Source organism: Methylobacterium sp. ap11 (genome assembly GCF_900110515.1).
GTDB lineage: Bacteria > Pseudomonadota > Alphaproteobacteria > Rhizobiales > Beijerinckiaceae > Methylobacterium > Methylobacterium ajmalii.
In genome coordinates this window covers 119646-146282 of record NZ_FOEB01000011.1, presented here as the reverse complement: position 1 = coordinate 146282, position 26637 = coordinate 119646, and the positions used below count along the sequence as shown (strand labels likewise).

The following is a 26637-nucleotide window of genomic DNA, read 5'->3' as shown; positions in this document are numbered from 1 at the left end:
AGCCGTGCCCGACGGATGTGCAGCGGACGGTCACGAGATGGCGCAGGGTGAAGGCGTGAGCGGGCGGCGGGCGGCGGCGCGGGAGATCGTGGTCGCGGGCGGGGGATTGCCGGGGCTCGCCCTGGCGCTCGCCCTGCGCCAGACCCTCGGCGAGGCGGTGCGGATCACGGTCTGCGACCCGGCCTTCGGCCGCGCGGACGCCCCCCGGGACCTGCGCGCCTACGCGGTGGCGGCCGCCGCCCGGCGGATGCTCGCGCGCCTCGGCGTCTGGGACGCGGTCTCGGGGAGCGCCCAGCCGATCCGCGAGATGGTGATCACCGACAGCCGCCTCGCCGACCCGGTGCGGCCGACCTTCCTGACCTTCGAGGGCGAGGTGGCCGAGGGCGAGCCCTTCGCCCACATGGTCGAGGGCGGCGGGCTGCTCGCGGCCCTGCGGGACGCCGCCGTCGCCGCCGGCGTGGTGCTGGAGGCGAGCCCCGTCCAGGCGGCCGTACCGGAAGCCGACCGCATCGTCGCGCGCCTGCCGGACGGGCGCGCCCTCCGCGCCGACCTCGTGGTGGCGGCCGACGGCGCCCGCTCGCGCCTGCGCGAGGCCGCCGGCATCGGCTGGGTCGGCTGGTCCTACCCGCAATCGGGCATCGTCGCGACGGTGGCGCACGAGCGCGACCACGAGGGCCGGGCGATCGAGCACTTCCTGCCCTCCGGCCCCTTCGCGGTGCTGCCGCTGCCCCCCGGCGGCTCCCTCGGCCACCGCTCCTCGATCGTCTGGACCGAGCGCCAGGCCGACGTGCCGGCCCTCCTCGGCGGCGGGCCGGAGGAGGCCCTGATGGAGGTCGAGCGCCGCTTCGGCCTGGCGCTCGGACGCATCGCCCTCGAATCGCCGCTCAAGGCCTATCCGCTCTCCTTCGGCATCGCCCGGCGCTTCGGCGCCAGGCGCCTGCTGCTGCTCGGAGACGCCGCCCACGTCATCCACCCGATCGCCGGCCAGGGCCTGAACCTGGGCCTGCGCAGCGCCGCCGCCCTGGCGGAATCCCTCGCCGACACGATGCGCCTCGGCCTCGATCCCGGCGGCCCCGAGGCGCTCGAGGCCTACGAGCGCAGCCGCCGCTTCGACACCCTGGCGATGGGGGCGGCCACCGACGGCCTCAACCGCCTGTTCTCCACCGATGCCCTCCCGGTGCGCCTCGCCCGCGACCTCGGCCTCGGCCTCGTCGACCGGATGCCGGGCCTGAAGCGCCTCTTCATCCGCGAGGCGGCGGGCCTGCGCGGGCGCCAGCCGCGGCTGATGCGCGGGGAGGCGTTGTAGGGGGACGGACCGTCCCCGCGCGCCGCAGCCGGGACGGGCTCACCCCGCCTGCCGGTCGTCCGCGTCGATCCTGTAGGTCGCCGCTGTTCCCTTTCGGGTGCGCTTGGCGACGTAGAGCGCCGCATCGGCTTGCCGCAGGAGCCGGTCGCGGTCTTGCCCGGCCGTGCTCGACCACGCGATCCCGATCGTTCCCGTGACGCGAGCGATGTGACCGGAACCTTCCATGACGATCTCGAGGTCGTGCAGGAGGCGCCGCACCGTCCGGTCCACGCCATCGACATCGGCGGACAGCACGACGGCGAACTCGTCGCCCCCCAGCCTCGCCGGAAAGCTCCCGGCATTGCAGGAGGCGCGCAGGCGATCGGCGACCTGGCGCAACACCGCGTCGCCGGCGGCATGGCCGAGGGCGTCGTTGACGCCCTTGAAGCCGTCGAGGTCGATCAGCAGGACGGCCACGTCGCCGTCCGCGGCGCGTGCGTCCCGCAGCCGGGCATCGAGAACCCGGTGAAACTCGACGCGGTTGGCCAGCTGGGTCAGGTCGTCGGTGCGGGCCAGGTGACGCAGACGCTGCTCCAGGCGGTGACGCTCGGTGATGTCCTGGATCAGGCCGATGAGGGCGACCGGCTTGCCCTTGGCGAGCTCGATCTCGCACGAACACCGCACGCGCCGCGCATTGCCCTTGGCGGTGACGAAATCGGCATCCAGCTCGAACGGCTCGCCCGTCTCCAGCGTGCGCATCACCGCGGCGACGAACGCGGTGCGGTCGGGCTCGGGAAAGTAGTGCAGGATGTCCTCGCCCGGGACGCCGGCGGCGACGGGGCGTTCGTGGATGGCGAAGACACCGTCCGACCACTCCGTCGACCGCTTCTCGATGTCGTATCGGTACGATCCCATGTCGGCCATGCGTTCGGCCTGCTTGAACTGGCGCCGCTCGCGCTCCAGCCGCTCCGCGGTCCGACGGTGCTCCTCCGCGGCCTCGGCGGCGCGAAGCGCGACGGACCGGGACTCGATCAGCGCTTCCGCGAGGCAGGCCAGTCCCTCCAGAACCTCCAGGTCGATCGGCGTCGGCTCGCGCGGTCGCGCGTCGAGGACGCAGAGCGTCCCGACCGTCACCGGGTCGCCGCCGGGCCGCTGAACGCGAACCGGGACGCCGGCGTAGAAGCGGATGTTCGGTGCGCCCGTGACGAACGGGCTCCCGGCGAAGCGGGGATCGAGGCGGGCATCCGCGACGACGAGCGGCGCCCCGGTCTCGACCACGACCGGGCAGAACGCCCCATCCCGCGGGGTCTGCGGGGCGAGGGGGCCGCAGCGGGCCTTGAACCACTGGCGCTCCGGGGCGATCAGGGTGATCGAGGACATGCCGGTGCCGAGCATGCGTTGTGCGAGCTTCGCCAGGGCATCGAACTCGCGCTCGGGCGGCGTATCGAGGAGGGCGATCTCGGCCAGGGCCTTTTGCCGGAGCGCCTCGTGCTGATCGTCCGACATGCGCCGTTCCGCCCCCACATCGCCTCGCCGAGGCGAGAATGCGACGATGTCTTACGCCGAGCGGGTTTAACCGCTCGTGACGCTGCCGGGCGGACGGCGTCTGCCGAAAGCTCTGAAGGCCCGACCGCGGCGCCAGCCCCGTCGAAGGAAGGTATCCGCACGCATCGGCCCGTATCGTGGAGCGGATCGGCGACGGTCCGCCCGTCCCGATTACCCCCTCGTCTCGGCGCGGGGCGCGGGGCGGACATCGCCGGCCCGCGCAAACGGTCGATGACGCTCGTTCCCTCGGCGAAAACCCGAGCCGATCCGGGCTCCGACGCCTCAGCGCAGATCCCCCGCATGCCGCACGGCGAAATGCGTCAGCTCGGTCAGGGTCCCGAGCCCGAAGCGCTGGCGCAGGGCCGCGCAGGCGTTGGTCACGGTCTTGTAGCTGACCGACAAATCGTCGGCGATCGCCGTGTAGCCCCGGCCCTCGGCCAGCAGCGTGAGGACGCGGCGCTCGCGCGGGGTGAGGGCGCCCAGCATCGTCCGGCGCGGGTCGGCCTGAAGCAGGGCGACCTCGGTGGCGAGCGTCCCGTCGAGGTAGGGCCGGCCGGCCCGAACCTGCTCGTAGGCCCGCACCAGGTCGCCGGCGGGCGCGTCCTTGAGCACGTAGCCGACGGCGCCGGCGGCGAGCGCCCGGGCCACCACCGCCGGGTCGGCGTGCATGCTGAACACCATCATGCGGGTCGCGGGCGCCCGCTTGCGCACCCGCCCGATCAGCGCGAGGCCGCCGAGGTCGCGGCCCGGGAAGGTGAGGTCGATCACCGCCACGTCCGGCCGGTGGCGCAGGATCGCCCGGTAGCCCCGGCACAGGCTCGCGGCCTCGCGCACCTCGGCGCCGGTGTCTTCCAGCAGGCGGCGGGCCCCGCGCAGCACGATCGGGTGGTCGTCGACCACGACGACACGGGTCACGGCGATGCCTCCTCGGGGCTCTCGGGGCCGGAAGGCAGTACGATCCGCAGGGCGGTGCCGGGCGTGCGCGGGACGAGCGCCAGCCGGCCGCCGAGCGCCTCGACCCGCTCGCGCATGCCGGCGAGACCCCGCCCCGCGGTCCGGTCGTCGCCCCGGTCCGGCCCGAGGCCGGCGCCGTCGTCCTCGACGGCGAGGCGCAGGCCGCCGTCGGCCTCCTCGGCGACCGCGACGCTCACCCGCTCCGCCCCGGCATGGCGCAGCGCGTTGGTCAGCCCCTCCTGCACGCAGCGATAGACGGTCAGGTCGACGAGGTCGCCGTAGCCGTCCTTGAGCGGCGCGAAGCGGCCCTCGACGGCGATCTCCGGGTGGTGCCGGGCGGCCTCGCGCACCAGGAGCTCGAGGCAGCGGGCGAGCGGCACCTGGCCGAGCCCGGCCGGGCGCAGGCGGTTGAGCAGCGCCCGGTTGATGGTCTGCACCCGCTTGACGATCGCCGCGATGTCGTCGGTGCGCTGGGTCAGGCGGCCGCGCGCCGGCTCGTCGAGGGTCGTGGCGATGCGGGCGATCGAGGAGGAATTGGCCTCGAGCGCGAACAGGCACGGGCCGAACTCGTCGTGGAGTTCCAGCGCGGTGCGCCGGCGCTCGTCCTCCTCGGCGGTGAGCAGGCGACGGTGGAGCCGCAGGTTGGCGGCCCGGGCCGCCCCGAGCGCCTCGGCGAGGCGGTTGAACCGGGCCGCGATGACGGCCAGCTCGCGGGTGTCGGGCCGGTCGACCCGGGCGCCGTAATCCTGCTGCTCCAGCCGGGTCAGCCCGGCGGCGAGCTGGGCGAGCGGGCTCAGGATCCGGCCGAAGGCGACGTAGAGGATCGCCAGCATGGCGAGGCTGAGCGACAACCCGGTGAGACCCAGGGCCAGGGCGTAGCCCCAGACCTCGTCGATCTCGTCGGAGGGCTCGGCGATGACGAGCGCCGTGCCGATGCGGGCGCCGCGCAGCACCAGCGGCACCTCGTGGCGCTGCTCCGGCGGGGCGATCAGCCGGGAAAACCAGCGCGGGGCCCGCCGCTTGCCCTCCCGCTGCGGACCCGCGCCGGCCGGCCGGTTCGCGGCATCGAGCAGGGTCACCCGGACGTGGCGCAGGCCCTGGAAGCGCAGCGCCAGGGTGCGGAACAGGCCCGGCAGGGGGGCGTCCTGCAACGCCTGCAGGGTCTCGGCCACCAGGGGCTCGACCACCGCGAGCGAGGCCGCGGTCTCGACCTCGGTGGCGGTGCGTGCCTTGTGGATGATGACCGCACCGGAGATCGCCGCCGCCATCAGGTCGATGAGGACGACCACCACCATCAGCCGCGCCCGCATCGGCCGGCCCGACCACAGGGCGGGCACCAGCCCGCGTCCCGCGGCGGCGCCGGCCGGCACCGGACGGTGCGGATCGGCCCCGTCGGTCTCGGGGAACGGCGGTGTGGGGGCGGGGCGCGGAAACAACGGGCTCTCGGGGGAGCGGGGAGGCCCCGCGACACGAGCCTGGGGGCGGGCTCGCTGTCAATGCGACGGACGCGCGTCAGGCGGAATTGCTCCGCGCAATTCCGCCTGACGCTGCTGGATCTTATCCCCCGCACCGGGGCGGCGGGCGCGCCGGTGCAAGGGGCCGGTGCAAGGGACCGCCGGTGCAAGGAGCCGGTCGAGGTCCCGCGGCGGACGACGCACCGTCCGCCTGGGCCGTCCTACCAGGTCATCCGCACGCCGCCATAGACCGACAGCGGCTGCACCAGGGTGGTGGTGCGCGGGTCGTTCAGGACGTAGCGGCCGGCGAAGTCGTTGCTGCGCTCCAGGAAGGTTCCGAAATTGGCGTAGCGGTTGTTGAACAGGTTGGTCACCAGGCCGAAGATCTGTACGTTCTGCGTCAGCTGGAAGCTGGTGTTGAGATTGGCAGTGAAGTAGGCCGGCAGCTTGCGGTTGATGTTCGACTCGTCGCCGCGGAAGTAGGACGACGAGAACGCCTGCATGTTCATGCCGAAGCGCCAGAACGGCGTGATCGCGTAGTCGAAGCCGGCCTTGATCTGGTGGTCGGGGACGAGCGGCACCTTGTTACCCGGGCGAATGGTGATGAGCCCGTCGTCGGCCAGCGGGTTGTTGGGCGAGGACAGGTCGCCGCGGAACTGGAAGGTGGCGTCGATCAGCGCGTAGTTGGCGTAGAGGCTCAGGCGCCCGGTGACGTACTCGGCCGAGACCTCGATGCCCTGGCGCTGGGTCGCCGGCACGTTGACGAAGTAGCCGCGCGCCGCGTTGCCCGGCACCGCCACCTGCAGGATGTCGTTGGTCAGGTCGGTGCGGAAGGCGCCGAGCTTGTAGTTGAGGAGACCGTCCTCGTAGAAGTTCGGCACCGAGCCGCGGATGCCGACCTCGTAGGTGCGGGCCTCGACCTGGCGCAGCGGCGGATCGGCGACGAGCGAGTTCGGCAGCAGGCACGGCCGGTCGGGATTGGCGCAGGCGAGCTCGAGCGGCGTCGGCGCCCGGTTCGACTCCGAGTAGCCGCCGTAGAGGCTCATCCAGGGCGCGATCCGGTAGGTCAGGCCGGCGACCGGGTTGATGCGGCTGAAGTAGTGGGTGCCGGTGACGTCCGGCGAGAAGCCGGTCAGGTCCTGGGTGTTGATCCGGGCGAAGTTCAGCCGGGCGCCGGCGGTGAGCGAGAGCCGGTCGGTGACGTCGAACGTGTCGAGGGCGTAGAGGCCCATGTAGAGGTTCGAGCCGTTGACCGAGCTCGGCGCGATGCCGAGGGCGCCGGCGGTGCGGATCGGGCCGGTGCCGAGCCCCGGGATGTTGCCGTAGGTCGGGTTGTTCGGATCCGTCGTGACGCTCAGGTCCGGGTTGATGACGCCGAGCGTGCTCGACGACTTGAAGCCGTAATGCGCGACGTCGATGCTGCCGCCGACGATGAAGGTGTTGGGACGGTCGAAGATCCGGTCGCGGTTCGTCGCCTGGAGCGTGCCGCCGTAGCCGGTCGCCTCGGTCCGCACGGTGTCGACGGTGCCGTAGGGCACCCCGGCCCGGAACGGGATCCGCTGGTTCTGCGGCCCGAGGATCAGGAACTGGTTGCGGAACTGCGCCTGGGTCTGGCCGGGGGCGGCGGAGAAGCCGTCATCCTCGAAGCACAGGAAGCCGCGGAAGTTCGAGCGCGAGCTGCAATTCTCGAAGTTGCCGTCGTTGCCGTCGATCACGAACTGGCTCAGGCGACGGACATAGGCGTTGCCCGACAGGTCCCAGGTCGGCGAGACGTTGACCTTGCCGGTGACCTGGATCTGGCCGACCTCGGTGTCGATCGATTGCGGGTAGGTGAAGATCGCCCGCTCGTTGTTGCGGGTGAAGTCGACCGGCGAGGCGGCGGCGGCGCCGAAATAGGTCTTGGCGCCGGAGGCGATGATGTGGAACTCGGAATCGAGGGTGCGGTGGCCGATATCGGCGTAGACCCGCCCGATCTCCGACGGCGACTGGTAGCGCCAGCCGGCGTCGCGCAGGCCCTCTCCGGCGAAGTAGAAGCTCCAGGGGCCGATCACCTCGCCGTATTGCAGGGTGCCCAGGATGCGGCCGTCCGAGCCGCCGATCACCGAGACTTCCTTGCCCTGCCAGGTGAAGCCGTTCTTCATCTCGATGTTGACCGCGCCGCCGAGCGCGTTCAGGCCGAAGACCGGGTTGCCGGTGACGATGTCGATGCGGTTGATCGCGACCTGGGGGATCAGGTCCCAGTTCACCACGTCGCCGAAGGCCTCGTTGATGCGGGTGCCGTTCTGGTAGACGGCGAGCCCCTGCGGCGCGCCGAGCAGCGGCGAGGCGTCGAAGCCGCGATAGGTCAGGGTCTGGCGGAAGCTGTTGCCCTGGCCGTCCGACAGGTTCACGCCGGGCGTGGTGCGGGCGAGCGTGAAGGTGGGATCGAGGGTGGCGCGGTCCTGCTCGAGCTTACGGGCCGTCACGGTCTCGACGGTGAACGGCACCTTGGCGAGCGACAGGTTGCCGCCGCCCTCGATCCGCTCGCCGGTGGCCGAGCGGGCGGTGCCGCCGGAGCCTGCGACCGGGGTGACCGGCACCACGTCGATGGTCTCGAGGGCGATGGTGCCCTGCGCGGCGGCCGGCGCGGCGAGCGCGGCCGAGACGAGGGCGGTCGTGACCAGAAGTCCCCAGCGCGACGCAACCATGCCCACCATTCTCCCCCACCGTCTCTCGGTTCGTGCGGTACCGCACGGCCCCGCGAATTGGAGGAGTGATAACGAGCTTCACCGTTTCGCCGCAATCCCGGCAAAGGTCATACGGCACTCTTAGGAAGTACCGGGACAGGATCGGTGCTCGAACCCCGGACACAGTGACGGTCCTGCAACAATCCGTCGGGCCGAAAACGTCGCGTCAGGGAAAGATCGGCAGTGAGAATTGCCGAATCTTCCTGTTCGATCGTCTTCCAGGGAGCCGGTCGGGATCGGGCGAATCATGTCACGGATGGCCGAGGGCCGCCACCGCCTCAGCCCCGGTGAGCGGCGCGCCGTCCCACTGCGCCGGCCGCTCGATGGCCGCGCGCAGCATCGCCTTGTAGGCCTGGCGCGGTACCTCCTCGGCGCCGAACTGGGCGAGGTGGCTGGTGACGAACTGCGCGTCGAGCAGGGTGTAGCCGCCGCGCCTCAGGCGCGCGGCGAGGTGGACGAGGGCCACCTTCGAGGCGTCCCGGACGGTGTGGAACATGCTCTCGCCGAAGAACGCCGAGCCCAGCGAGACGCCGTAGAGGCCGCCCACCAGGGTCCGGGACTCGCCGGCATAGACCTCGACGGTGTGGCAGTGGCCGAGATCGAACAATTCGCCGTAGAGGGCGCGGATGCGGGCGTTGATCCAGGTGCGGTCGCTGTCGCGCCGCGGGGCGGCGCAGCCCTCGATCACCGCGTCGAAGTCGCGGTCGGTCACCACCTCGAAGTCGCCGTTGCGCACCGTGCGGGCGAGGCGAGCCCCGAGATGGAAGCGGTCGAGGGGCAGGATGCCCCGCTCCTTCGGCTCGACCCAGTACAGCGTCGGGTCGTCGGCATCCTCCGCCATCGGGAAGATGCCGGCGGCGTAGGCCTTGAGCAGGATCTCCGCGGTGATCTCGACGTTCAGGCTGCCGTGCATCGACGGGGGTTCCGGGCACAGGGTGCGGGGGCGGCATTCTCACCCCGGACCGGCTCTCGGGAAAGGGCCGACGGGGAGACCCGGTCGAAGTAGGGCGGAGAGCTGCCCCGAACGAGGAAAGGCCCGCGGCGGCCGGCCGCGGGCCTTTCCTGGCGTATCGGGGTGCCCGGTCCGGCTCAGTTCGACGGGCCGCCCGAGGTGTTGCCGAGGTTCGGGTTCAGGCGGCTCGGCATCGCGGCGTTGCCGCCCTTGGCCGAATCGATCTCGGTCTCGATGGTGTTGCGGCCGACGCCGCCGACGGGGGCCGGACGGTCGGGGTTCACCACGGTGCCGGTCGAGAGCGGATCGACCACCGGGGCGGCCGGGCCCGAGTAGACGGGGGCCTGGGCGAGGGCGGGGGTGGCCAGCATGGCGGCCAGGGCGGCAAGCGTGATCATGCGCATGGGACAGTCTCTCTCGGTTCTCGACTGCGATCGTTACAGTCCGGACCGCCCTGTTCACCACCTGACGCTGGGGTGGTCCAAGTGTTCCGGCCGTTGTCGCCGGGAGAACCGGCGAGGCGCCGCCCCGTTCCGGCGCGCGCGCAAAAATCTCGCGCACCATCGATTGCTGCGGCGCCGCATCCGGGCCGAGACCGCAGGCCCCGAAACGCGAAGGGGCGCCCGTGAGGACACCCCTTGCCGAGGATCCGCCGTGCGGGTCCGCCTACTCGACCTCGAGCCCGCCGGTCTTGAGGAATTCCTCGAGCCAGTGGATGTCATAGAGGCCGTTCTGGATGTCGGCGTTGCGCACCAGGGTGCGGAACAGCGGCAGGGTCGTGTCGATGCCCGCGACCACGAACTCATCCAGCGCCCGGCGCAGCCGCATCAGGCACTCGTTGCGGGTGCGGCCGTGGACGATGAGCTTGCCCATCAGCGAGTCGTAGTGCGGCGGGATGCGGTAGCCCTGGTAGGCCGCCGAATCGACCCGCACCCCGAGGCCGCCGGGGGGGTGGAAGTAGGTGATCGTGCCCGGCGAGGGCCGGAAGGTCGCCGGGTGCTCGGCGTTGATCCGGCACTCGATGGCGTGGCCCTCGACCCGCACGTCCTCCTGGCGCACCGAGAGCGGCGCACCGGCCGCCACCCGGATCTGCTCGTTGACGAGGTCGATCCCGGTGATCATCTCGGTAACGGGGTGCTCCACCTGGATCCGGGTGTTCATCTCGATGAAGTAGAACTGCCCGTCCTCGTAGAGGAACTCGATCGTGCCGGCGCCGGTATAGCCCAGCTCCTGCATCGCCCGGGCGACCGTGCCGCCGATCTGCTCGCGCATCTCGGCGTTGAGCGCCGGGGAGGGGCCTTCCTCCCAGACCTTCTGGTGCCGGCGCTGGAGCGAGCAGTCGCGCTCGGCGAGGTGGATGGCGTTGCCGCGGCCGTCGCCGAGCACCTGCACCTCGATGTGGCGCGGCTTCTCGAGGTACTTCTCGATATAGACCGCGTCGTCGCCGAAGGCGGCTTTCGCCTCGGTGCGGGCGGTCATCAGGGCGTTCTCGAGGTCGGCCTCGCTGCGGGCGACCTTCATGCCGCGGCCGCCGCCGCCCGACGCCGCCTTGATCAGCACCGGGTAGCCGATGTCGGCGGCGACGCGCTTGGCCTCGTCGGTATCGGTGACGCCGCCCTCGGAGCCGGGCACGCACGGGATGCCGAGGCGCTTGGCGGTGCGCTTGGCCTCGATCTTGTCGCCCATCACCCGGATGTGCTCGGCCTTCGGGCCGATGAAGCCGATGCCGTGGTGGTTGAGCACCTCGGCGAAACGGGCGTTCTCGGACAGGAAGCCGTAGCCCGGATGCACCGCGTCGGCGCCGGTGATCTCGCAGGCGGCGATGATCGACGGGATGTTGAGGTAGCTGTCGCGGGCCGGCGGCGGGCCGATGCACACGCTCTCGTCGGCGAGCCGGACGTGCATGGCGTCGGCGTCGGCGGTGGAGTGCACCGCCACGGTCGCGATGCCGAGCTCCTTGGCGGCCCGCAGGATGCGGAGCGCGATCTCGCCCCGGTTCGCGATCAGGATCTTGTCGAACATGGGGGCCTAGGCAGGTTCCGCAAAAATGGCCGCCGGTCTCGCGGTGAAAACCTGCGGCGAAACAAGGAACGGAGCGGACGAAGCGGTGGCGCGCCAGCGGTTCGTCCGCGGAGCGATCACTCGATCAGCAGCAGGGGCTCGCCGAACTCGACCGGCTGCCCGTCCTCGATGAAGATCGCCGTCACGGTGCCGGAGCGCGGCGCCACGATGTCGTTGAAGGTCTTCATCGCCTCGACGAGGAGGACCCGGGCGCCGCTCTCGATCCGCGAGCCGACCTCGACGAAGTTCTTCGCCTCGGGCGAGGGCTTGCGGTAGGCGGTGCCGACCATCGGCGAGAGCAACGCGCCCGGATGGGCGGCGAGCGCCTTCGGGTCGGATTCGGCGGTGAGGACCGGCGCGGCGGCGGGGATCGCGGCGGCGGGAAGGGGCGGGGCGACGGCGGCCACCGGGACCTGGACCTGCTGCACGGCGCGCTCGCGGGCGACGCGGATGCGCAGGTCGCCCTTCTCGACCTCGATCTCGCTCAGATCGGTCTCGGCGATCAGGGTCGCGAGCTCGCGCACGAGCTCGGGGTCGAAGGGATCATGCTTGTTGTTGGAGGGCACGGCGGTCTTCGGCACTCGTGAAGGAGGGGCGGGGGTTGGCCCGCCGGGACCCGGTGTCGGACGACGCGGGGGGCGTCGGGCGTCCGTCGGGCGATCGGCGGGCCTCATAGACCATGCGACCGGCGCGCGATAGTGGCGCCGGCGCGACGGGCAAGCAGGAACCTCAGCAGGTGGCGTGGCCGCACTGGCGCACGCCCGCCACCGTCTTGCGGATCGGCTCGACGCCGACGGCGCCCGGGATGATCTCGTCGCCGATGATGAAGGCCGGGGTGCCCGACAGGCCGAGCTTGTCGCCCAGGCCCACGTTCTCCTGCAGGGCCGCCTGGATGTCGGGGGCCTGCATGTCCTTCTGCAGCTTGGCGATGTCGAGGCCCATCTCCTTGGCGACCGCGATCGCCCGCTCGCCGTTCACCCGGCCGCGGCTCTCGAGCAGGCGGATGTGGTAGTCGAACAGCTTGTCGCCCTTGATCTGCTGCTTGGCGGCGAGCGCCACCTTGCTGGCCTCGAGCGAATCGGGTCCGAGCACGGGGAAGTCGCGCAGGACCACCTTGAGCTTCGGGTCGCCCTTGATCAGGGTCTGCAGGTCGGTGAGCGCCCGCTTGCAGTAGCCGCAATTGTAATCGAAGAACTCGACCAGGGTGACGTCGCCGTTCGGGTTGCCGGCGACGAAGCCGTGCGGCGAGTTGTGCAGGGTGTCGCGGGTCTCCTTGAGGGCACTGGCCTGGGCGACCTTCTGGGCGTCCTGCTGGCGCTTCTCCAGCTCGGCCATCGCCTCCTGCAGCACCTCGGGGTTCTTCAGCAGGTAGTCGCGCACCACGCTCTCGATCGCCTGGCGCTGGGCGTCCGGCATCGCGGCCGGGGCGGGAGCTTGGGCGGCGGGCGCCGCCGGCGTGGTGGTCGGCGACTGGGCCTGCGTCGGGGCAACCGCGGCGACGAGGCCCGCGAGGGCGAGGGCGGGCAGAAGGCGGGGCAGGGGCAGCATCGTCGTCCTCATCGGGGTCGTCCACCGTCGGTGGCGCACAATCGTGGCGCGCTCCTTGACTCGCCGGTTAGGCGGTTTCGCGGCGGCCTTGTCAAATCACGCCTGGTCACATCCGTCTCGGCGCCGGCCGCGGGGCGCAATCGCCGGCAAATCCCGCTATGTGCGGGGACGCACCCGTGCCCTCCCATCAAGGCCCGTCATGTCCGATCCCACCTCTCTCGTCTCCCGCCGCGCCGCCCGCGTCGCGCCCTTCCTGGCGATGGACGTGCTCGCCGCCGCGGCGCGGCGCGAGCGGGCCGGCGACAGCGTGGTGCACATGGAGGTCGGCCAGCCCTCCGCACCCGCGCCGAAACCCGCCATCGCGGCGGCGCAGGCGGCGCTGGCCTCGGGCCGCATCCCCTACACCGAGGCGCTCGGCCTCGCGCCGTTGCGCGAGCGGATCGCCCGCCACTACGCCGAGGCCTACGGCGTCGCCGTCGCGCCCGAGCGGGTCGTCGTCACCACCGGCTCCTCGGCCGGCTTCGTGCTGGCCTTCCTCAGCCTGTTCGATGCCGGCGGGCGCGTCGCGATCTCGGCGCCCGGCTATCCGGCCTACCGCTCGGTCCTCCAGGCGGTCGATCTCGAGCCGGTCGGCCTGCCGCTGCGGGCCGAGGACGGCTTCGTGCCGACCGCCGCGGGAGTGCGGGCCGCCCATGCTGCGAGCCCGCTCGCGGGCCTCCTGGTGATGAGCCCGGCCAACCCGTCCGGCACGATGATCGACGAGGCGGGTCTCGCCGCCCTCGCCGGGACCTGCCGCGACCTGGGGCTGCGCTTCATCTCCGACGAGATCTATCACGGCCTGACCTACGGCCGGCCCGCCGCCACCGCGCTCGCGGTCGATCCCGACGCGGTCGTGATCAACTCGTTCTCGAAGTACTATTGCATGACCGGCTGGCGGATCGGCTGGATGGTGGTGCCGGAATCCCTGGTGCGGCCGATCGAGCGGCTGGCGCAGAACCTCTACATCTCGGCGCCCTACCTGTCGCAGGTGGCCGCGCTCGCCGCCTTCGAGGCGACCGAGGAGCTGGAGGGGGTGAAGGCCGACTACGCCCGCGCCCGCGCGCTGCTGCTGAACGAATTGCCGTCGATCGGCCTCGGCGACGTGCACCCGGCCGACGGCGCCTTCTACCTCTACGCCGACGTCGCGCGGCTCACCAACGACTCGATCGGCTTCTGCCGCCGCATGCTCGACGAGGCCGGGGTGGCGGCGACGCCCGGCCTCGACTTCGACCCGGAGGCCGGCGCCCACCACCTGCGCCTCTCGTTCGCCGGCGGCGAGGCCGAGGCGCACGAGGCGGTGCGGCGGCTGAAGGGCTGGCTGGCCTGACGCGCCCGCGGCAGGCCCCGGGTCTGGTGCTCAACCGGCCATCAGGCCGACGCCGAAGCTGACCAGCAGGCCGGAGAAGACCCAGCGCTGCGCCCGCTGGGCCGCCGGGCGCCGGTCGAGCCAGCGGCCGAGCTTCGTCCCCGCCTCGGCATAGACGAGATCGAAGGCGAGCCCGGCCGCGACGAGGACGGCGCCGAGCACGAGGAGGCGGGCGGACGCGTTCGCCTGGTCCGACCGCACGAATTGCGGCAGCAGCACGGAGCAGAACAGCAGCGCCTTCGGGTTGAGGATGTTGGTCACGAGGCCGCGCAGGAAGGCCGCCGCCGGCGAGAGGGCGGGGGCGCCCCCCAGTTCGGGCAGCGCGACCCCGGCGCGCCAGACCCGCCATCCGAGCCAGACGAGATAGGCGGCCCCGGCGAGGCGCAGCCACCCGAAGACGACGGGCGACGCCACCAGGAGCGCGGCGAGCCCGACGGCCGACAGGCTGACATGGACCGTGCGGGCCACGGCGAGGCCGAGGGCCACCGCCCGGGCCGCCCCCCGCCCCTGGGCCGCGCCGGTGCGCAGGATCAGCACCATGTCGGGGCCGGGCACCAGGAAGGCGACGGCCAGGAAGGCGAGGAAGACGACGAGATCGGTCGTGGTGGGATCGGTCATGGCGGGATCGGTCATGGCGGCCCTTGGGCGAACGGCCGGACCCTAGCGCTCCCGGACTGGCCGATCCGGCCGAATGCGGCTTCGCGTGCGGCGATCTTTGGCATATCGTGCCAAGAAACTAGCCTTTGAGGCCGCATCGATGCCCAAAATGGTTCTCGACGCCATCGATCGGCGCATCCTGGCGGCCTTGCAGCGGGACGGGCGGCTGACCAACGTGCAGCTCGCCGAGGAGGTCGGCCTGTCGCCCTCGCCCTGCCTGCGCCGCGTCCGCCTGCTGGAGGAGGCCGGGGTCATCGGCGGCTACCGGGCGACGCTCGACCGGGCCGGGCTCGGCCTCGGCCTCACGGTCTTCGTCGGGGTCAAGGTCGTCCGCCACGACGAGAGCGGGGCGGCGGCGTTCCGGGGCGCGGTGCGCCTCCTCCCGAGCGTGGTGGCCTGCCACCTCGTCTCCGGCGAATCCGATTTCCTGCTCCAGGTCGTCGTGCCCGACCTCGCCGCCTACGAGCGCCTGCTCCTCGACACGCTGATGCGCCTGCCGGGGGTCAGCGACATCCGCAGCAACTTCGCGATCCAGACGGTCAAGGCCGAGGGCCCGCTCCCCCTCGACCATCTCTGATCGCGACGGCGCCGACCGGGCTTGCCCCGTCCCCTCTCCACCCGGATACCCGGCGTGCCGGGCCCGCGACGCCGAACCCGGCCGGCCCGTTCCGTCAGGGGAGGACACCGATGACCGACCTGCATCCCGCCGCCGCGACCGGCTTCGCCTCCGGTGCCGAGACCTACGCGCGGGGCCGGCCCGACTATCCGGCGGCGCTCGGCGCCTGGCTGCGCGACGCCCTGCGTCTCGGGCCCGGCCGCAGGGCCGCCGATCTCGGCGCCGGGACCGGCAAGTTCACCCGCCTCATCGCCGCGACCGGCGCCGACGTGACGGCGATCGAGCCCGTCGCGGCCATGCGGGACGCCCTCGCCGCCGCCCTGCCGGGCGTGACCGCGCTCGCCGGCTCCGCCGAGGCGATGCCGCTCGCCGATGCCAGCCTCGACGCCCTCGTCTGCGCCCAGGCCTTCCACTGGTTCTCGACGACGGCGGCGCTCGCCGAGATCCGCCGGGTGCTCAAGGTCGGCGGCCGCCTCGGCCTCGTCTGGAACGTCCGCGACGAGGGCACGCCCTGGGTGGCGGATCTGACCGCGATCATGAACGCCCACGAGGGCGACGCGCCACGCTACCACACCGGCGCGTGGCGGGCGCCGTTCCCGGCCGAGGGCTTCGGGCCCCTGCACGAGGAGGTTTTTCCGCACGGCCATGCCGGCGCGCCCGATCAGGTGATCCTCGACCGGACCCTGTCGGTGAGCTTCATCGCGGCCTTGCCGGAGGTGGAGCGGGCAGGGGTGGCGGCGAGCGTGCGGGCGCTGATCGATCGCACGCCGGCGCTCGCCGGGCGGCCGGAGGTGACCTTCCCGTACCGGACGCACGTGTACTGGTGCGAGCGGTCGCACTGACCCGCCGCGTGTCCCGACGATCGGCCCCGCGATGCCGGAGAGCGGGTGCGCTCGCACGCCCGGACGTCATTTCCCCGCCGGCGCCGCCACCCCGAAATGGTCGGCGAGCTGCGCGCCCGTATAGCTCTCGGTGAAGCTGTCCGACCGCTCCGGCAGCATGCTGGCGCTCCAGGCGGTCCAGGCCGTCTGAAGTCGCGAAAAGTCCTCCGGACGGCGGTCCTTCAGGTTCGCTCGCTCCAGCGGATCGGCGACCACGTCGAACAGGAACGTGTTGTCCCGGATCTTGAGGTACTTGAGGTCGCCGTCGCGCATCGCCGCCTGGGCGTTGGCGCGGTAGCGCCAGAAGAACGTGCGGGGCCGCTCCGAGGCCTGGCCGGTCAGGATCGGCAGGAGGTCGATGCCGTCGGACGGATAGGCCGGATCGGGGGCGGAGCCGGCGGCGGCGAGCAGCGTCGGCAGCCAGTCCATGGTGATCATCGGCTGGGTCGAGACCGTGCCCGCCTTCAGCCGCCGCGGCCACGACACGATCGCCGGGATGCGCAGGCCGCCTTCGAGCAATTCGGTCTTGCGGCCGGTGAACGGCCAGGTGTCCGAGAAGCGCTCGCCCCCGTTGTCGCTCGTGAACACCACGATCGTGTCCTCGGCGATGCCGTTGGCCTCGAGGGCGTCGAGGACGCGGCCGATCTGGGCGTCCATCTCGCCGACGATCCGGCGGTAGGTGGCTTGGGTGCCGCCGTCGAAGTGGCGCAGGTTGCTACCGGCGATGCGGCGCGATTCGGCCTCGTCGTCGGGCGTCTCCCACGGCCAGTGCGGCGCATTGAAGTGCAGGCTGAGGAAGAACGGCCGTCCGGCCTTCGCCGAGGCCGCGATCGTCTCGACCGCGCGCTGCCCCAGGAGGTGGGTGGCGTAGCCGGCCTCCTCGATCCGTACGTCGCCGTCCCACAGGTCCGGCTTGTCGTCGGTGCCGCGGTGGCTGAAGTAATCGATCGTACCGCCGCGAAAGCCCCAGAACGCGTCGTAGCCGCGCTGCAGCGGCCCGTATTCCTGCACGCTGCCGAGATGCCACTTGCCGACGAGCGCCGTGCGGTACCCGGCCTGCCGCAGCAGGCCGGGCAGGGTCGGATGCTCCGCCGGGATGCCGCCCGCGAAGCGGGTCGTCACCGGCTCCTCGAGCCCGACGGCCAGGCGGTACTGGTAGCGTCCGGTGATCAAGGCCGTGCGGGTGGCCGAGCACACCGCCGAATTGGCGTAGGCCTGCGTGAACCGCACGCCGCGGGCGGCGATCCGGTCGATGTGCGGGGTGGCGAGGTCGGGCCGGCCGTAACAGGCGACGTCGGCGTAGCCGAGGTCGTCGGCCATGATGAACACGATGTTCGGGGCGTGCGCCGCCCGGGCCGCCCGTGGTCCGGCGAGCGCCGCCGCCCCGGCGGCCGCGCTGCCCAGCACGCGCCTGCGCGTCACTCCCGCCATGGCCGATCCTCCCGCGTCGTTGCGGGTACGCTACGGGGCGAGGCACCGACGGGCAACCGGTTCGGGGTTCAGCCCGCGGCCGCCCGCTCCAGCGCCGCCCCGTCGATCCGCACCATGCCCTGCATCGCGGCAAACACCCGGGCGGCGACGGCGGGGTCCGGGTGCGCGAGCAGGCGCGGCAGGACTTCCGGGACGATCTGCCAGGGCACGCCCCAGCGGTCGCGCAGCCAGCCGCACTGGATCTCGGTGCCGCCCCCGGCGAGGAGCCCGTCCCACAGGCGGTCGACCTCCCTCTGGTCCGGGCAGGCGACGGCGATCGAGGCGGCGGTGCCGTAGTCGACCCCCGTGCCGCCGTTGAGCGCCTGGAAGCTCTGCCCGCCGAGGGTGAAGCTCACCAGGATCGCGGCGCCGGGCTCGCCCCCGGGCCAGGGGCCCGGCGCGCGCAGGATCGGCCCGAGCTGCGAATCCGGGACGAGGGCGACGTAGGTGCGCACCGCCTCCTCGGCGTCGCGCGCGAACCACAAGCAGGTGCTGACAGGAGCCATCATGCGTCTCCTCGACGGTCACAGGCGGGAGGCGAGGGCGGCGAGCTGGTCGGCGCAGCGGCCCCAGCCGTCGTGGAACCCCATCGCCTCGTGGGCGGCGCGGTCCTCCGCATTCCAGTGCCGGGCGAGCGCGGTGTAGCGGGTGCCGCCGTCCTCGGGCGTGAAGGTGATGATGCCGGTGAAGAACGGCTTTTCCGCCGGCTCCCAGGCGCACGTATAGGCGTCGGTGAAGACGATGCGGGCATTCTCGACCAGCTCGAGATAGACGCCGCGGCTGGTGAACTCGCTCCCGTCCGGCCCCCGCATGACGATGCGGGTCGTGCCGCCGGGGCGGGGATCGGTCTCGGCCTGCGCGACCGTGAAGGGGTGCGGGGCGAACCACCGCTCGATCAGCTCCGGCTCGGTCCAGGCGCGGTAGAGCGCGGCGGCCGGGGCGGGGATCAGGCGGGTGAGGACGAGGTCGCGTCCGGTCGGATCGGTCATCGGAGGGCTCGACGGGGGATGGGCGTGGGGGATCGGCGGTGTCCGGTTCCGCCGGCGGCTTCAGCGCTTCGCCTGGTTCATCGCCCAGACCACCCCGAAGGGATCGCGCAACTGTCCGTAGCGGTCGCCCCAGAACATCTCGGCCGGCGGCATGATCGCGGTGGCGCCGGCCTCGACGGCGCGGGCGTAGCGGGCGTCGATGTCCTCGACCATCAGCGTCAGGGTGAAGCTCTGGGGCGGCTGAAGCGGATGGCCGTGCTCCGGATAGGCGTCGCACAGCATCAGCGACGAGCCGTTGACGTGGAGATGGACGTGGCAGGTCCGTCCCTGCTCGTCCGCCGGCAGGGCGGCGACGGTCTCGGCCCCGAAGGCGCGGGCGTAGAATTCCGCCGCCTTCAGGGCGCCGTCCACCGTCACGTAGGTGACGAGGCCGCCCTTCACCGGAGGGGGCGCGTCGGACGGGGTCGCCGGGGTGTCGTCTCTCATGGTCCTCTCCTCGGTCGGGCCGGTCGTCGGTGCGGCCTCGTTGCAAGGACGGGCGGCGGAGGCCGTCCCCGACAGCCCCGCTTCAGATTTTTTCGCGCTCCGTCGAGCCGTCCCCGGCCAGCCGGTCGAGCTGGAGGCGGATATGCGCGGCCTCGGCCGGGGTGCCGGCGAGCGCGATCGCCCGGCCCATCGCCTCCCGGGCCTCGGCGGTGCGGCCGAGCTGCAGCAGCAGGGCGCCGCGCAGGCCGTGGAAGTGGAAGTAGCCCTGCAGCGGCCCGGCCAGGGGCTCGACGAGGGCGAGCCCGGCCGCCGGGCCGGCGACCTTGGCGGCCGCGACGGCGCGGTTGAGCGTCACCACCGGCGAGGGCTGCATCCGTTCGAGCGTCGCGTAGAGCGCGTCGATGCCGGCCCAGTCGGTGTCCCGCGGCCGCGCGGCCCGGGCGTGCAGGCCGGCGATGGCCGCCTGGACCTGGTAGGGGCCCGGCGCGCGGTGGCGCATCGCCTTGTCGACGAGGGCCAGCCCCTCGGCGATCGGGGCCTGGCGCCAGAGCCCGCGATCCTGGTCCTCCAGCAAGATGATCTCGCCGTCGGCGTCGAAGCGGGCCGGGGCGCGGGCGTGCTGGAGCAGCATCAGGGCGAGGAGCCCCATCGTCTCCGGGTCGGTCGCGAACAGCCGCAGCAGCAGGCGGCCGAGGCGGATCGCCTCGTCGCACAGCTCCGCCCGCTCCGTGCCGGTCGCGGCCGAGTAGCCGGCGTTGAAGACGAGGTAGAGCATCGCCGAGACGGCGGCGCGCCGCTCCGCCCGCTCGGCCGGCCCCGGCGCGCCGTAGGGCACCGGGCTCCTGGCGATGCGGGCCTTGGCGCGGGTGATCCGCTGCTCCATCGCCGCCTCCGAGACCAGGAAGGCGCGGGCGATACGCGGCACGGAGAGCCCCGAGACGATGCGGAGCGCCAGCGCGATCTGCTGCGTCGCCGGCAGGTCGGGATGGCAGCAGACGAACAGGAGCCGCAGGATGTCGTCGCGATAGGCCCCGGCGTCGATCGTCTCGGCGAGCGGCGCCTCGGCGTCGCCGAGGTCGGACAGCGCCTCGTCCGGCGGCAGGGGAGCGAGGCGGGCGAGGTGGCGCCTGCCGTCGAGGGCGGCGTTGCGCCCGACGAGGATCAGCCAGGCCGCCACGTCCCGCGGCGGTCCGGTGCGGGGCCAGGTCCGCAGCGCCCGCAGGCTCGCCTCCTGGAACGCCTCCTCGGCGGTGTCGAGGTCGCGAAACACCCGCAACAGCGCGGCGACCACCCGAGGCCTCGCCGCCGCCAGGGAGGCGGCGAGCCAGGCCGCGTCGGGCGAGGCCCCGCTCACCGGGGCCCGCCCTCGGGGCGCCCGGCCCGGGACGGGCGCGGGTCGGGATTGTAGAGCAGGACCGGCCGCAGCTCGTAGGCGCCGCCCGGATTGGCCGCGGCGAGATCGCGGGCGATCTCCAGGGCCTCGTCGAGGTCGGCGACCTCGACGACGTAGAAGCCCAGCAGCTGCTCCTTGGTCTCGGCGAAGGGGCCGTCGATCACGAGCGGCGGCTCGCTCGCCTTGCGCAGGGTGGTGGCGGTGCTCGTCGGCAGGAGCCGCAGCGACGGGCCGAGCTTGCCGTCCCGCTCCAGCCGCGCGTGCACGTGCCCGAGCCGGTCCATCACGGCGGCGTCGTCCGCCGCGCTCCAGGCGGCGACGACGTCCTCGTCCTTGTAGCAGAGGATGGCGTAGAGCATGGCGGCGATCCCTTCCGGTCACAGGACGCGCGAGGCGGCCCGGATCCGACGAGGATCGCCGAAATTTCGCCCGGTGGCGAACCTGCTCCGGGGCCCCGTGCTTCAGTGGCGCGTCGCGCTCTCGGCGGTGGTCACCAGCGTCTTGGCGGCGGCCTCGAAGGCCTGGAAGGCCGGGATCGCCTTGTCCCAGGCCCCGACGCCCAGGGCCTCGATCATGGTGGCGGCGTGGCGGCGTGCCTCGGTGCAGGCCGCGACGATCTGGGGCGTGGCCGGGTGCGAGGCGTCGAGGCCGAATTCGGCGGCGTCGCTGGTGGCGAAGGCCGGCACCGCCGCGGAGGCCTGGCCGAGCCCGACTAGGGCCGCCGCGAGGCGGCGCTTCCACATCCCCATGTCGGCGGGCAGGCGCAGCAGGCGGTAGCCCGGCAGGTCGCGCGTGGCGCCGGCGTCGAGGACCTCCTGGGCCTTGGTCTCGGCCCGCACCAGGATCGCCATCAGGCTCTTGATCTCGTCGCTCGTCTTCTGGGCCTTGCCGGCGACCTGCTGCACGCCCGACGAGATCTCGGCCGTGGCGGCATCCTGCTGGCCCAGCACCTCGGCCAGGGCCCGGATCCCCTCCGCCGAGCGGGCGACCGCGTCGCCCTCCTGCACCACCCGGGCCTCGACCCGGGCCACCGCGGCGGTGCCGCTCGCCACGGCGTGGCGGCTCTCCGCCACCGCGGCCTGGATCGCTGCCAGCTCCTGCAGCAGCACCGCCAGGCGGCCGCGGATCTGCTCGGTCGCCCGGGCGGTCTGGCCGGAGAGCTGCTTGACCTCCGCCGCCACCACGGCGAAGCCGCGGCCCGCCTCGCCGGCGCGCGCCGCCTCGATGGTGGCATTGAGCGCCAGCAGGTTGGTCTGGCTCGAGATCGCCTCGATCGTGCCGGCCATCTCCTGGATCTGAAGCGCCGCGCTCTCGAAGCCGGTCAGGCGCTGCTCGATCTGCCCGGCATGGGTCTCGATCGCCGCCATCGTGCTGCTGGCCTCGCGCATGTCCGCCGCGCAGGACGCGATGCCGCCGCTCGCCCGCTCGGCGACCTCGGCGCTGGCCTGCGAGCGGCCCGCGAGCTCGCGGGTGGAGGCCGCGACCTCCTCGACCGCCGCCGCCATCGCGCGGGTCTGGCCGGCGATCTCGCTGGCGTCGTGCGTCATCCAGCCCAGCACCGTCGCGGCCTCGGAGGCCTCGGCGGCGACGCGGGCGGTGCTGCCGAGATCCGCGGCGGCGGCCACCTGCAGGCGCCCGACGAGCTGACCGAGGGACCGGGCGAGGCGCCCGGAGCCCAGGTCGGACCCGCTGGCGCCGGCCCGCTCGACGAGACCGGCGAGGCGCTCCTCGACCATCTCCGGGGTCTCGACGGGAACGGGCGCAGGGGCGTGGCGGGAGCGGAACATGGCGAGGATCCAGGGTGATATGGCCCGATTTCTCCCGATCCCCGTATCGTTTCCGTTAACGGCCGGCCTGAACCCTGGTCTAGCGTGTGAAATGACGCATCGTCGTCTTAGATCCCCCTCATGGTTCCGGCCCGCACCGAACTCCCCGACACTATCCTTCCGCCGCGCGACAGCAGATCGGCAATGTCGCGATAATGTATAAAATGCCGCGCTGTTCGGTCATCCGTCCTAGGCCGTACGCCCTATGATGCACCGCCGCAACGGAAAGGGCCGCGCTCCTCTCGGAGCGCGGCCCGCATGCTTCGTCGTGGCGTCCCGGTGGGGACGGGCCTTTGCACCCGTCCCGCGGCGGTCACTCGCCGCCGATCGCCGCCTTGGTGCGGGACCACCAGCCGGCCCGCTTCGGGCGGTCCGGATCCGACGGGGGGGTGAGCACGACGGCCACCGGCTCGGGCTCCGGCTCGGGGGCGGGCGCCGGCTCGGCCGGTGCCGGCTCCGCCGCGCGGGCGGGCTCGGCCTCGCCGAGCGGAGCCTCGATCGCCTCGGCGGCCAGGGCCTCGCGCTCGACGGCCGGGAGGTCCGGCGTCGCCACCGGATGGCCGATCGCCTCGGGCGCCGAGCCGGAGATCTCGTCGAGGGCGACGATCTCCTCCGCCAGGGCGTCCTGCACCAGGCTACCCCCGGCCTCCCCGGGCTCGGCGCCGGCGACGACCTCGTCGCCGATCGTGCCGCCGGTCTCCTCGAAGCGGTCGCGGCCGCGGCCGCCGCGGCGCCCGCGCCGGCGGCGCCGGCTCAGGGCGTCCTCACGGCTCTCGCGCTCGTCGCGGGGAGCCGCCGCACCGTCCTGGGTGATCGGGATCGACACCGCCTCGCCCTCGGCGGCCTGCTCGCGCGGCGCCTCGCCGGCCTCGTCGCCCTCGTCCTCGTGACCCTCGGCCTCGCCGTCCTCGGACCCGGAGCGCTCGCCCCGGCCCCGCCGGCGGCGACGACGGCGACGGCGCTTGCCCCCGCCCTCGTCCTCGCCCCGCGGCGCGCCGTCGCCGGCCTCCTCGTCGGACTCCGGCTCGGCGTCGCCCTCGGCCTCGGCGGTCTCCTCGACCTCCTCGGCCTCCTCGACGATCTCCTCGTCCTCGTCATCCTCTTCCAGCGGCGGCGGCAGAACCGCCTCGGCCCGGATGCTGGTCACGGTCCGGGGCTCGACCCGCTGGGCCGGGTCGCCGCGATCGAGGTGGAAGGCCGAAGTCGCGGCCAGCCTGTCGTCGGCCGCGATGATGATCGCGACGCCGAAGCGCATCTCGAGCTCGTGCAGGTGGGCGCGCTTCTGGTTGAGGATGTAGAGCGCCACCTCGCTGCGGGTGCGCAGCACGAGGTTGTGGGTGCTCGACTTGATCAGCGCCTCCTCGATCGCCCGCAGGATCAGGAGCGCCACCGAGGCGGTCGCCCGCACGAAGCCCGAGCCGCCGCAATGCGGGCAGGGCACCGACGAGGATTCGAGCACGCCGGTGCGGATGCGCTGGCGCGACATCTCGAGCAGGCCGAAGGGCGAGATCCGGCCGACCTGGATGCGGGCGCGGTCGTTCTTCAGGCACTCGTTCAGCTTCTTCTCGACGGAGCGGTTGTTCCGCTTCTCCTCCATGTCGATGAAGTCGATGACGATCAGGCCGGCGAGGTCGCGCAGGCGCAGCTGGCGCGCCACCTCCTCGGCGGCCTCCAGGTTCGTCTTGTAGGCGGTGTCCTCGATGTCGTGCTCGCGGGTGGCGCGCCCCGAGTTCACGTCGATCGAGACCAGGGCCTCGGTCGGGTTGATGACGAGGTAGCCGCCCGAGCGCAGGGAGACGTGGTTGGAGAACATCGCGTCGAGCTGCTGCTCGACCCCGAAGCGGGCGAAGACCGGCGTCGGGTCGCGGTAGGGCTTCACCACCTTCGACTGCGTCGGCATCAGCATCCGCATGAAGTCCTTGGCCTCGCGGTAGGCGTCCTCGCCCGCGACCAGAACCTCGTCGATGTCCTTGTTGTAGAGGTCGCGGATGGCGCGCTTGATCAGCGAGCCCTCCTCGTAGACCAGCGCCGGCGCGGCCGAGGACAGGGTGAGCTCGCGCACGCTCTCCCACAGCCGCATCAGGTACTCGAAGTCGCGCTTGATCTCCGGCTTGGTGCGCGAGGCGCCCGCCGTGCGCAGGATGACGCCCATCCCCTCGGGCACCTCGAGGTCGGTGGCGATCTCCTTCAGGCGCTTGCGGTCGGCCGCGCTGGTGATCTTGCGCGAGATGCCGCCGCCCCGGCCGGTGTTCGGCATCAGCACCGAGTAGCGGCCGGCCAGCGACAGGTAGGTGGTGAGCGCCGCGCCCTTGGTGCCGCGCTCCTCCTTGACGACCTGGACCAGGATGACCTGCCGGCGCTTGATCACCTCCTGGATCTTGTAGTGCCGGCGCGGGGTGCGGGGACGCTCCGGGATCTCGGCCAGCGCGTCGCCGCGGCCGCCGACCTGCTCGACGATGGCCTCCTCGTGGTCGTCGTCCTCGTCCTCGTCCTCGTCGTCCTCCCCGTCGTCCTCGTCCTCGTCCTCGTCATCCTCGTGGTCGTCGTCCTCGTCGTCGGACTCGTCCTCGTCGGCCTGCGGCGCCTCGACCGGCTGCGAAGCGGCGACGGGCTGGGGCAGGACGCCCGCGTCGTCGCTCTCGCCGGCGGTGTCGGCCTGAACCGTGGCCTCGACGGGCTCGGACGCGGCGGGAGCGGCCTCGGTCGCGTCCGCGACGGGGGCGGGCTCCGCCGACACGGCGGCGGCGATCGCCGCCGGGGTCTCGGCGCCGGCCTCGCCCTGCAACGGGGCGGCCTCGACGGGGTGATGCTCGGCAGAAGTCGCCTGGGCAGAGGTCTCCTGGGCCGGGCTCTCGTGAGCCTGGCCGTCCTGAGCCTGGGTCTCCGGGATCAGGTTGTCCTGCGCGACGGCGTCGCCGGCCTGCGCCTCGGCCGGAGCCTCGTGGGCGGCCTGCGCCGGATGCTCGCCGCTCTCGGGCTGGCCGGGCGTCCCTTCGCTGGAGGTCTCTTCGCTGGAGGTCCCTTCGCTGAAGGTTTCCTGGGCGAGCGTCTCGCGCGGGTGCGTGTCCTGCCAGCCGGTCGTCTCGACAGCGCTCGTCTCGACACCGGTCTCCTGACCGGCCTCGTGCAGACCCTCCGCCGGGGCGCTCACCACGGCGTCGGACGGGCGCGACGAGGCCTCGGCCCGGCGGCCGCGGCGGCGCCGGCGGCGGGGCTGGTCGCCGCGCTCCTGGCGCTCGCCACGCTCCGAGCGCTCGCTGCGCTCACCGCGCTCCTGGCGCTCGGGGCGCTCCTCGTGCTCGCGCTCGGCCCGCGCCTCCTCCTCGAGGAGCGCCATCCGGTCGGCGATCGGGATCTGGTAGTAGTCGGGGTGGATCTCGCTGAACGCGAGGAAGCCGTGGCGGTTGCCCCCGTACTCGACGAAGGCGGCCTGCAGCGACGGCTCGACCCGCGTGACCTTGGCGAGATAGATGTTGCCGCGCAGCTGGCGGCGGCTAGCGGACTCGAAGTCGAATTCCTCGACCTTGGAACCCTTGACCGTCACCACCCGGGTCTCTTCCGGGTGGGCGGCATCGATGAGCATCTTGTTGGCCATGACGAACTTTCGGCATGGCGACCGACGGCAGCGCCGCTGGACGGGGGCATCCGGGAACGGACCCTGAGGCGGGTGACCTCAGGGATCCTGGCCGTGCGCGGGAGGACGAGCCTCCGTAGTCCGGTGCCGCCCCGGGCGCGCAAACCTGCGCCGGGAGGGCTCTCCCGTGCCGTGCCCTTCCGGGCCCGGCGGATGATGTCGTGCGGGGGATGCCGTCAATCGCCGCTGCGCGCATCCACGCGCGCGAGGGGTTGACGATGGCCGGGGGCAGGGGGCGCGGACGGGCGCGACGCGGAGCGCGTGCGCCGGGGACGGCAGCTTCGTAATCCGAGGCTGTGCGTCCACGCATACTCCCACCGACCTTTCGAATCAGGGCGCGCGGGCCTGGAAGGCCCCGCGGCCGTTGGAAAACGGGCGACGACGTTCGGGAACGCCGCCGCGGATCACGCGACTCCTGCCCGGCACGCTGATCGTCGGACGATCTGCCGGCGGCCGGCCAACGCCGAAGCCGCTGCGAGAGCGTCCGGGCGGGCCCGCGGGCCGCGGCGGAAGAGCCGGCGGCATCGGGCAAGGGTCCATACCATTACAGAGTGTCGCGGCGAATTTGCAAGCATGTTCGCGCGCTTGTCCGGCCCGAGCGGCGCCGGTCCCCTGCCGGCCCCTTGAGTGGGCTCCCGCCGGCCCGGGCGTCCCTCCCTGTACCCGCCCGGCCACAGGGGCCGGGCGGGCGATCCGATCGGCTTTGCGAAGCGTTAACCATGGCGCGGTTATCGCGTAACCGGGATGCCGCCAGA

At 72.8% G+C, this 26637-nt stretch carries 22 protein-coding genes; 4 read left to right on the top strand and 18 right to left on the bottom strand.

Annotated elements, in window-relative coordinates; all coding sequences use genetic code 11:
- Positions 1 to 37: 37 nt before the first annotated feature.
- Positions 38 to 1306: an FAD-dependent monooxygenase gene (locus BMX97_RS17755; RefSeq protein ID WP_091752674.1), complete on the top strand. Its 1269-nt coding sequence runs from the start codon at positions 38 to 40 to the stop codon at positions 1304 to 1306.
- 39 nt (positions 1307 to 1345) lie between these two features.
- On the opposite strand, the gene BMX97_RS17750 is transcribed toward BMX97_RS17755, so the two are convergent.
- From BMX97_RS17750 to BMX97_RS17710, 9 genes are all read right to left on the bottom strand, one after another.
- Positions 1346 to 2791: a diguanylate cyclase domain-containing protein gene (locus tag BMX97_RS17750; RefSeq protein ID WP_091752673.1), complete on the bottom strand. Its 1446-nt coding sequence runs from the start codon at positions 2789 to 2791 to the stop codon at positions 1346 to 1348.
- Positions 2792 to 3112: 321 nt separating this feature from the next.
- A complete protein-coding gene (locus BMX97_RS17745; RefSeq protein ID WP_091752672.1) occupies positions 3113 to 3745 on the bottom strand; it encodes a response regulator in 633 nt (210 codons plus the stop codon).
- The gene (locus BMX97_RS34200) at positions 3742 to 5220 is read right to left on the bottom strand and encodes an ATP-binding protein (RefSeq protein ID WP_280142805.1); all 1479 of its coding nucleotides are present in this window, start codon (positions 5218 to 5220) and stop codon (positions 3742 to 3744) included. Before BMX97_RS34200 ends, BMX97_RS17745 begins: the two co-directional genes overlap by 4 nt.
- Positions 5221 to 5459: 239 nt before the next feature.
- On the bottom strand, positions 5460 to 7925 hold the full coding sequence (locus tag BMX97_RS17735; protein WP_091752671.1) for a TonB-dependent receptor: 2466 nt from the start codon (positions 7923 to 7925) through the stop codon (positions 5460 to 5462).
- A 289-nt stretch (positions 7926 to 8214) separates the two neighbouring features.
- A complete protein-coding gene (gene aat / locus BMX97_RS17730) occupies positions 8215 to 8877 on the bottom strand; it encodes a leucyl/phenylalanyl-tRNA--protein transferase (protein WP_091752670.1) in 663 nt (220 codons plus the stop codon).
- Between the two features lie 176 nt (positions 8878 to 9053).
- Positions 9054 to 9320: a hypothetical protein gene (locus BMX97_RS17725; RefSeq protein WP_091752669.1), complete on the bottom strand. Its 267-nt coding sequence runs from the start codon at positions 9318 to 9320 to the stop codon at positions 9054 to 9056.
- 262 nt (positions 9321 to 9582) lie between these two features.
- Positions 9583 to 10938: an acetyl-CoA carboxylase biotin carboxylase subunit gene (accC, locus tag BMX97_RS17720; protein WP_060847338.1), complete on the bottom strand. Its 1356-nt coding sequence runs from the start codon at positions 10936 to 10938 to the stop codon at positions 9583 to 9585.
- A 116-nt stretch (positions 10939 to 11054) separates the two neighbouring features.
- Entirely contained in the window at positions 11055 to 11543 is a 489-nt protein-coding gene (accB, locus tag BMX97_RS17715) for an acetyl-CoA carboxylase biotin carboxyl carrier protein (protein ID WP_244538489.1), read from the bottom strand.
- A 163-nt stretch (positions 11544 to 11706) separates the two neighbouring features.
- Positions 11707 to 12525, bottom strand: coding sequence for a DsbA family protein (locus tag BMX97_RS17710; protein ID WP_091752667.1), 819 nt, complete (start codon positions 12523 to 12525; stop codon positions 11707 to 11709).
- A 199-nt stretch (positions 12526 to 12724) separates the two neighbouring features.
- On the opposite strand from BMX97_RS17710, the gene BMX97_RS17705 reads away from it, so the two are divergent.
- The gene (locus BMX97_RS17705; RefSeq protein WP_091752666.1) at positions 12725 to 13891 is read left to right on the top strand and encodes an aminotransferase class I/II-fold pyridoxal phosphate-dependent enzyme; all 1167 of its coding nucleotides are present in this window, start codon (positions 12725 to 12727) and stop codon (positions 13889 to 13891) included.
- A gap of 30 nt (positions 13892 to 13921) precedes the next feature.
- On the opposite strand, the gene BMX97_RS17700 is transcribed toward BMX97_RS17705, so the two are convergent.
- Positions 13922 to 14563, bottom strand: coding sequence for a LysE family translocator (locus BMX97_RS17700; RefSeq protein WP_244538488.1), 642 nt, complete (start codon positions 14561 to 14563; stop codon positions 13922 to 13924).
- Between the two features lie 124 nt (positions 14564 to 14687).
- Here BMX97_RS17700 and BMX97_RS17695 point away from each other — a divergent pair, with 124 nt between their 5' ends.
- A complete protein-coding gene (locus BMX97_RS17695; protein ID WP_210187650.1) occupies positions 14688 to 15164 on the top strand; it encodes an Lrp/AsnC family transcriptional regulator in 477 nt (158 codons plus the stop codon).
- Between the two features lie 110 nt (positions 15165 to 15274).
- The gene (locus tag BMX97_RS17690) at positions 15275 to 16045 is read left to right on the top strand and encodes a class I SAM-dependent methyltransferase (protein ID WP_091752664.1); all 771 of its coding nucleotides are present in this window, start codon (positions 15275 to 15277) and stop codon (positions 16043 to 16045) included.
- 66 nt (positions 16046 to 16111) lie between these two features.
- Here BMX97_RS17690 and BMX97_RS17685 read toward each other — a convergent pair whose 3' ends face one another.
- From BMX97_RS17685 to BMX97_RS17650, 8 genes are all read right to left on the bottom strand, one after another.
- The gene (locus BMX97_RS17685) at positions 16112 to 17515 is read right to left on the bottom strand and encodes a sulfatase family protein (RefSeq protein WP_091752663.1); all 1404 of its coding nucleotides are present in this window, start codon (positions 17513 to 17515) and stop codon (positions 16112 to 16114) included.
- Between the two features lie 68 nt (positions 17516 to 17583).
- Entirely contained in the window at positions 17584 to 18060 is a 477-nt protein-coding gene (locus BMX97_RS17680) for a VOC family protein (protein ID WP_091752736.1), read from the bottom strand.
- Between the two features lie 18 nt (positions 18061 to 18078).
- Positions 18079 to 18543 (bottom strand): SRPBCC family protein, encoded by a 465-nt coding sequence (locus BMX97_RS17675; protein ID WP_091752662.1) that lies wholly within the window; start codon positions 18541 to 18543, stop codon positions 18079 to 18081.
- 60 nt (positions 18544 to 18603) lie between these two features.
- Complete coding sequence (locus tag BMX97_RS17670; protein WP_091752661.1) at positions 18604 to 19029, bottom strand: VOC family protein; 426 nt, start codon at positions 19027 to 19029, stop codon at positions 18604 to 18606.
- Between the two features lie 82 nt (positions 19030 to 19111).
- Positions 19112 to 20383 carry an RNA polymerase sigma factor gene (locus BMX97_RS17665; protein ID WP_091752660.1) on the bottom strand — a complete coding sequence of 424 codons (1272 nt, stop codon included), beginning with the start codon at positions 20381 to 20383 and terminating at the stop codon, positions 19112 to 19114.
- A complete protein-coding gene (locus BMX97_RS17660) occupies positions 20380 to 20781 on the bottom strand; it encodes a YciI family protein (RefSeq protein WP_091752659.1) in 402 nt (133 codons plus the stop codon). The genes BMX97_RS17665 and BMX97_RS17660 overlap by 4 nt, the downstream gene beginning before the upstream one ends.
- 102 nt (positions 20782 to 20883) lie before the next feature.
- The gene (locus tag BMX97_RS17655) at positions 20884 to 22209 is read right to left on the bottom strand and encodes a methyl-accepting chemotaxis protein (protein ID WP_091752658.1); all 1326 of its coding nucleotides are present in this window, start codon (positions 22207 to 22209) and stop codon (positions 20884 to 20886) included.
- A 352-nt stretch (positions 22210 to 22561) separates the two neighbouring features.
- Complete coding sequence (locus tag BMX97_RS17650) at positions 22562 to 25843, bottom strand: Rne/Rng family ribonuclease (RefSeq protein WP_091752657.1); 3282 nt, start codon at positions 25841 to 25843, stop codon at positions 22562 to 22564.
- Positions 25844 to 26637 lie beyond the last annotated feature (794 nt).

What these genes read in the sequence shown, in the direction of transcription:
- BMX97_RS17655 (WP_091752658.1), bottom strand. Translation starts at nt 22,209, where the DNA reads ATGTTCCGCTCCCGCCACGCCCCTGCGCCCGTTCCCGTCGAGACCCCG.
- BMX97_RS17725 (WP_091752669.1), bottom strand. Translation starts at nt 9,320, where the DNA reads ATGCGCATGATCACGCTTGCCGCCCTGGCCGCCATGCTGGCCACCCCC.
- BMX97_RS17695 (WP_210187650.1), top strand. Translation starts at nt 14,688, where the DNA reads ATGCCCAAAATGGTTCTCGACGCCATCGATCGGCGCATCCTGGCGGCC.
- BMX97_RS17690 (WP_091752664.1), top strand. Translation starts at nt 15,275, where the DNA reads ATGACCGACCTGCATCCCGCCGCCGCGACCGGCTTCGCCTCCGGTGCC.
- aat (WP_091752670.1), bottom strand. Translation starts at nt 8,877, where the DNA reads ATGCACGGCAGCCTGAACGTCGAGATCACCGCGGAGATCCTGCTCAAG.
- BMX97_RS17680 (WP_091752736.1), bottom strand. Translation starts at nt 18,060, where the DNA reads ATGGCTCCTGTCAGCACCTGCTTGTGGTTCGCGCGCGACGCCGAGGAG.
- BMX97_RS17705 (WP_091752666.1), top strand. Translation starts at nt 12,725, where the DNA reads ATGTCCGATCCCACCTCTCTCGTCTCCCGCCGCGCCGCCCGCGTCGCG.
- BMX97_RS17735 (WP_091752671.1), bottom strand. Translation starts at nt 7,925, where the DNA reads ATGGTTGCGTCGCGCTGGGGACTTCTGGTCACGACCGCCCTCGTCTCG.
- BMX97_RS17685 (WP_091752663.1), bottom strand. Translation starts at nt 17,515, where the DNA reads ATGGCGGGAGTGACGCGCAGGCGCGTGCTGGGCAGCGCGGCCGCCGGG.
- BMX97_RS17750 (WP_091752673.1), bottom strand. Translation starts at nt 2,791, where the DNA reads ATGTCGGACGATCAGCACGAGGCGCTCCGGCAAAAGGCCCTGGCCGAG.
- BMX97_RS17700 (WP_244538488.1), bottom strand. Translation starts at nt 14,563, where the DNA reads ATGACCGATCCCGCCATGACCGATCCCACCACGACCGATCTCGTCGTC.
- BMX97_RS17710 (WP_091752667.1), bottom strand. Translation starts at nt 12,525, where the DNA reads ATGCTGCCCCTGCCCCGCCTTCTGCCCGCCCTCGCCCTCGCGGGCCTC.
- BMX97_RS17660 (WP_091752659.1), bottom strand. Translation starts at nt 20,781, where the DNA reads ATGCTCTACGCCATCCTCTGCTACAAGGACGAGGACGTCGTCGCCGCC.
- BMX97_RS17670 (WP_091752661.1), bottom strand. Translation starts at nt 19,029, where the DNA reads ATGAGAGACGACACCCCGGCGACCCCGTCCGACGCGCCCCCTCCGGTG.
- accC (WP_060847338.1), bottom strand. Translation starts at nt 10,938, where the DNA reads ATGTTCGACAAGATCCTGATCGCGAACCGGGGCGAGATCGCGCTCCGC.
- BMX97_RS17650 (WP_091752657.1), bottom strand. Translation starts at nt 25,843, where the DNA reads ATGGCCAACAAGATGCTCATCGATGCCGCCCACCCGGAAGAGACCCGG.
- BMX97_RS17755 (WP_091752674.1), top strand. Translation starts at nt 38, where the DNA reads ATGGCGCAGGGTGAAGGCGTGAGCGGGCGGCGGGCGGCGGCGCGGGAG.
- BMX97_RS17675 (WP_091752662.1), bottom strand. Translation starts at nt 18,543, where the DNA reads ATGACCGATCCGACCGGACGCGACCTCGTCCTCACCCGCCTGATCCCC.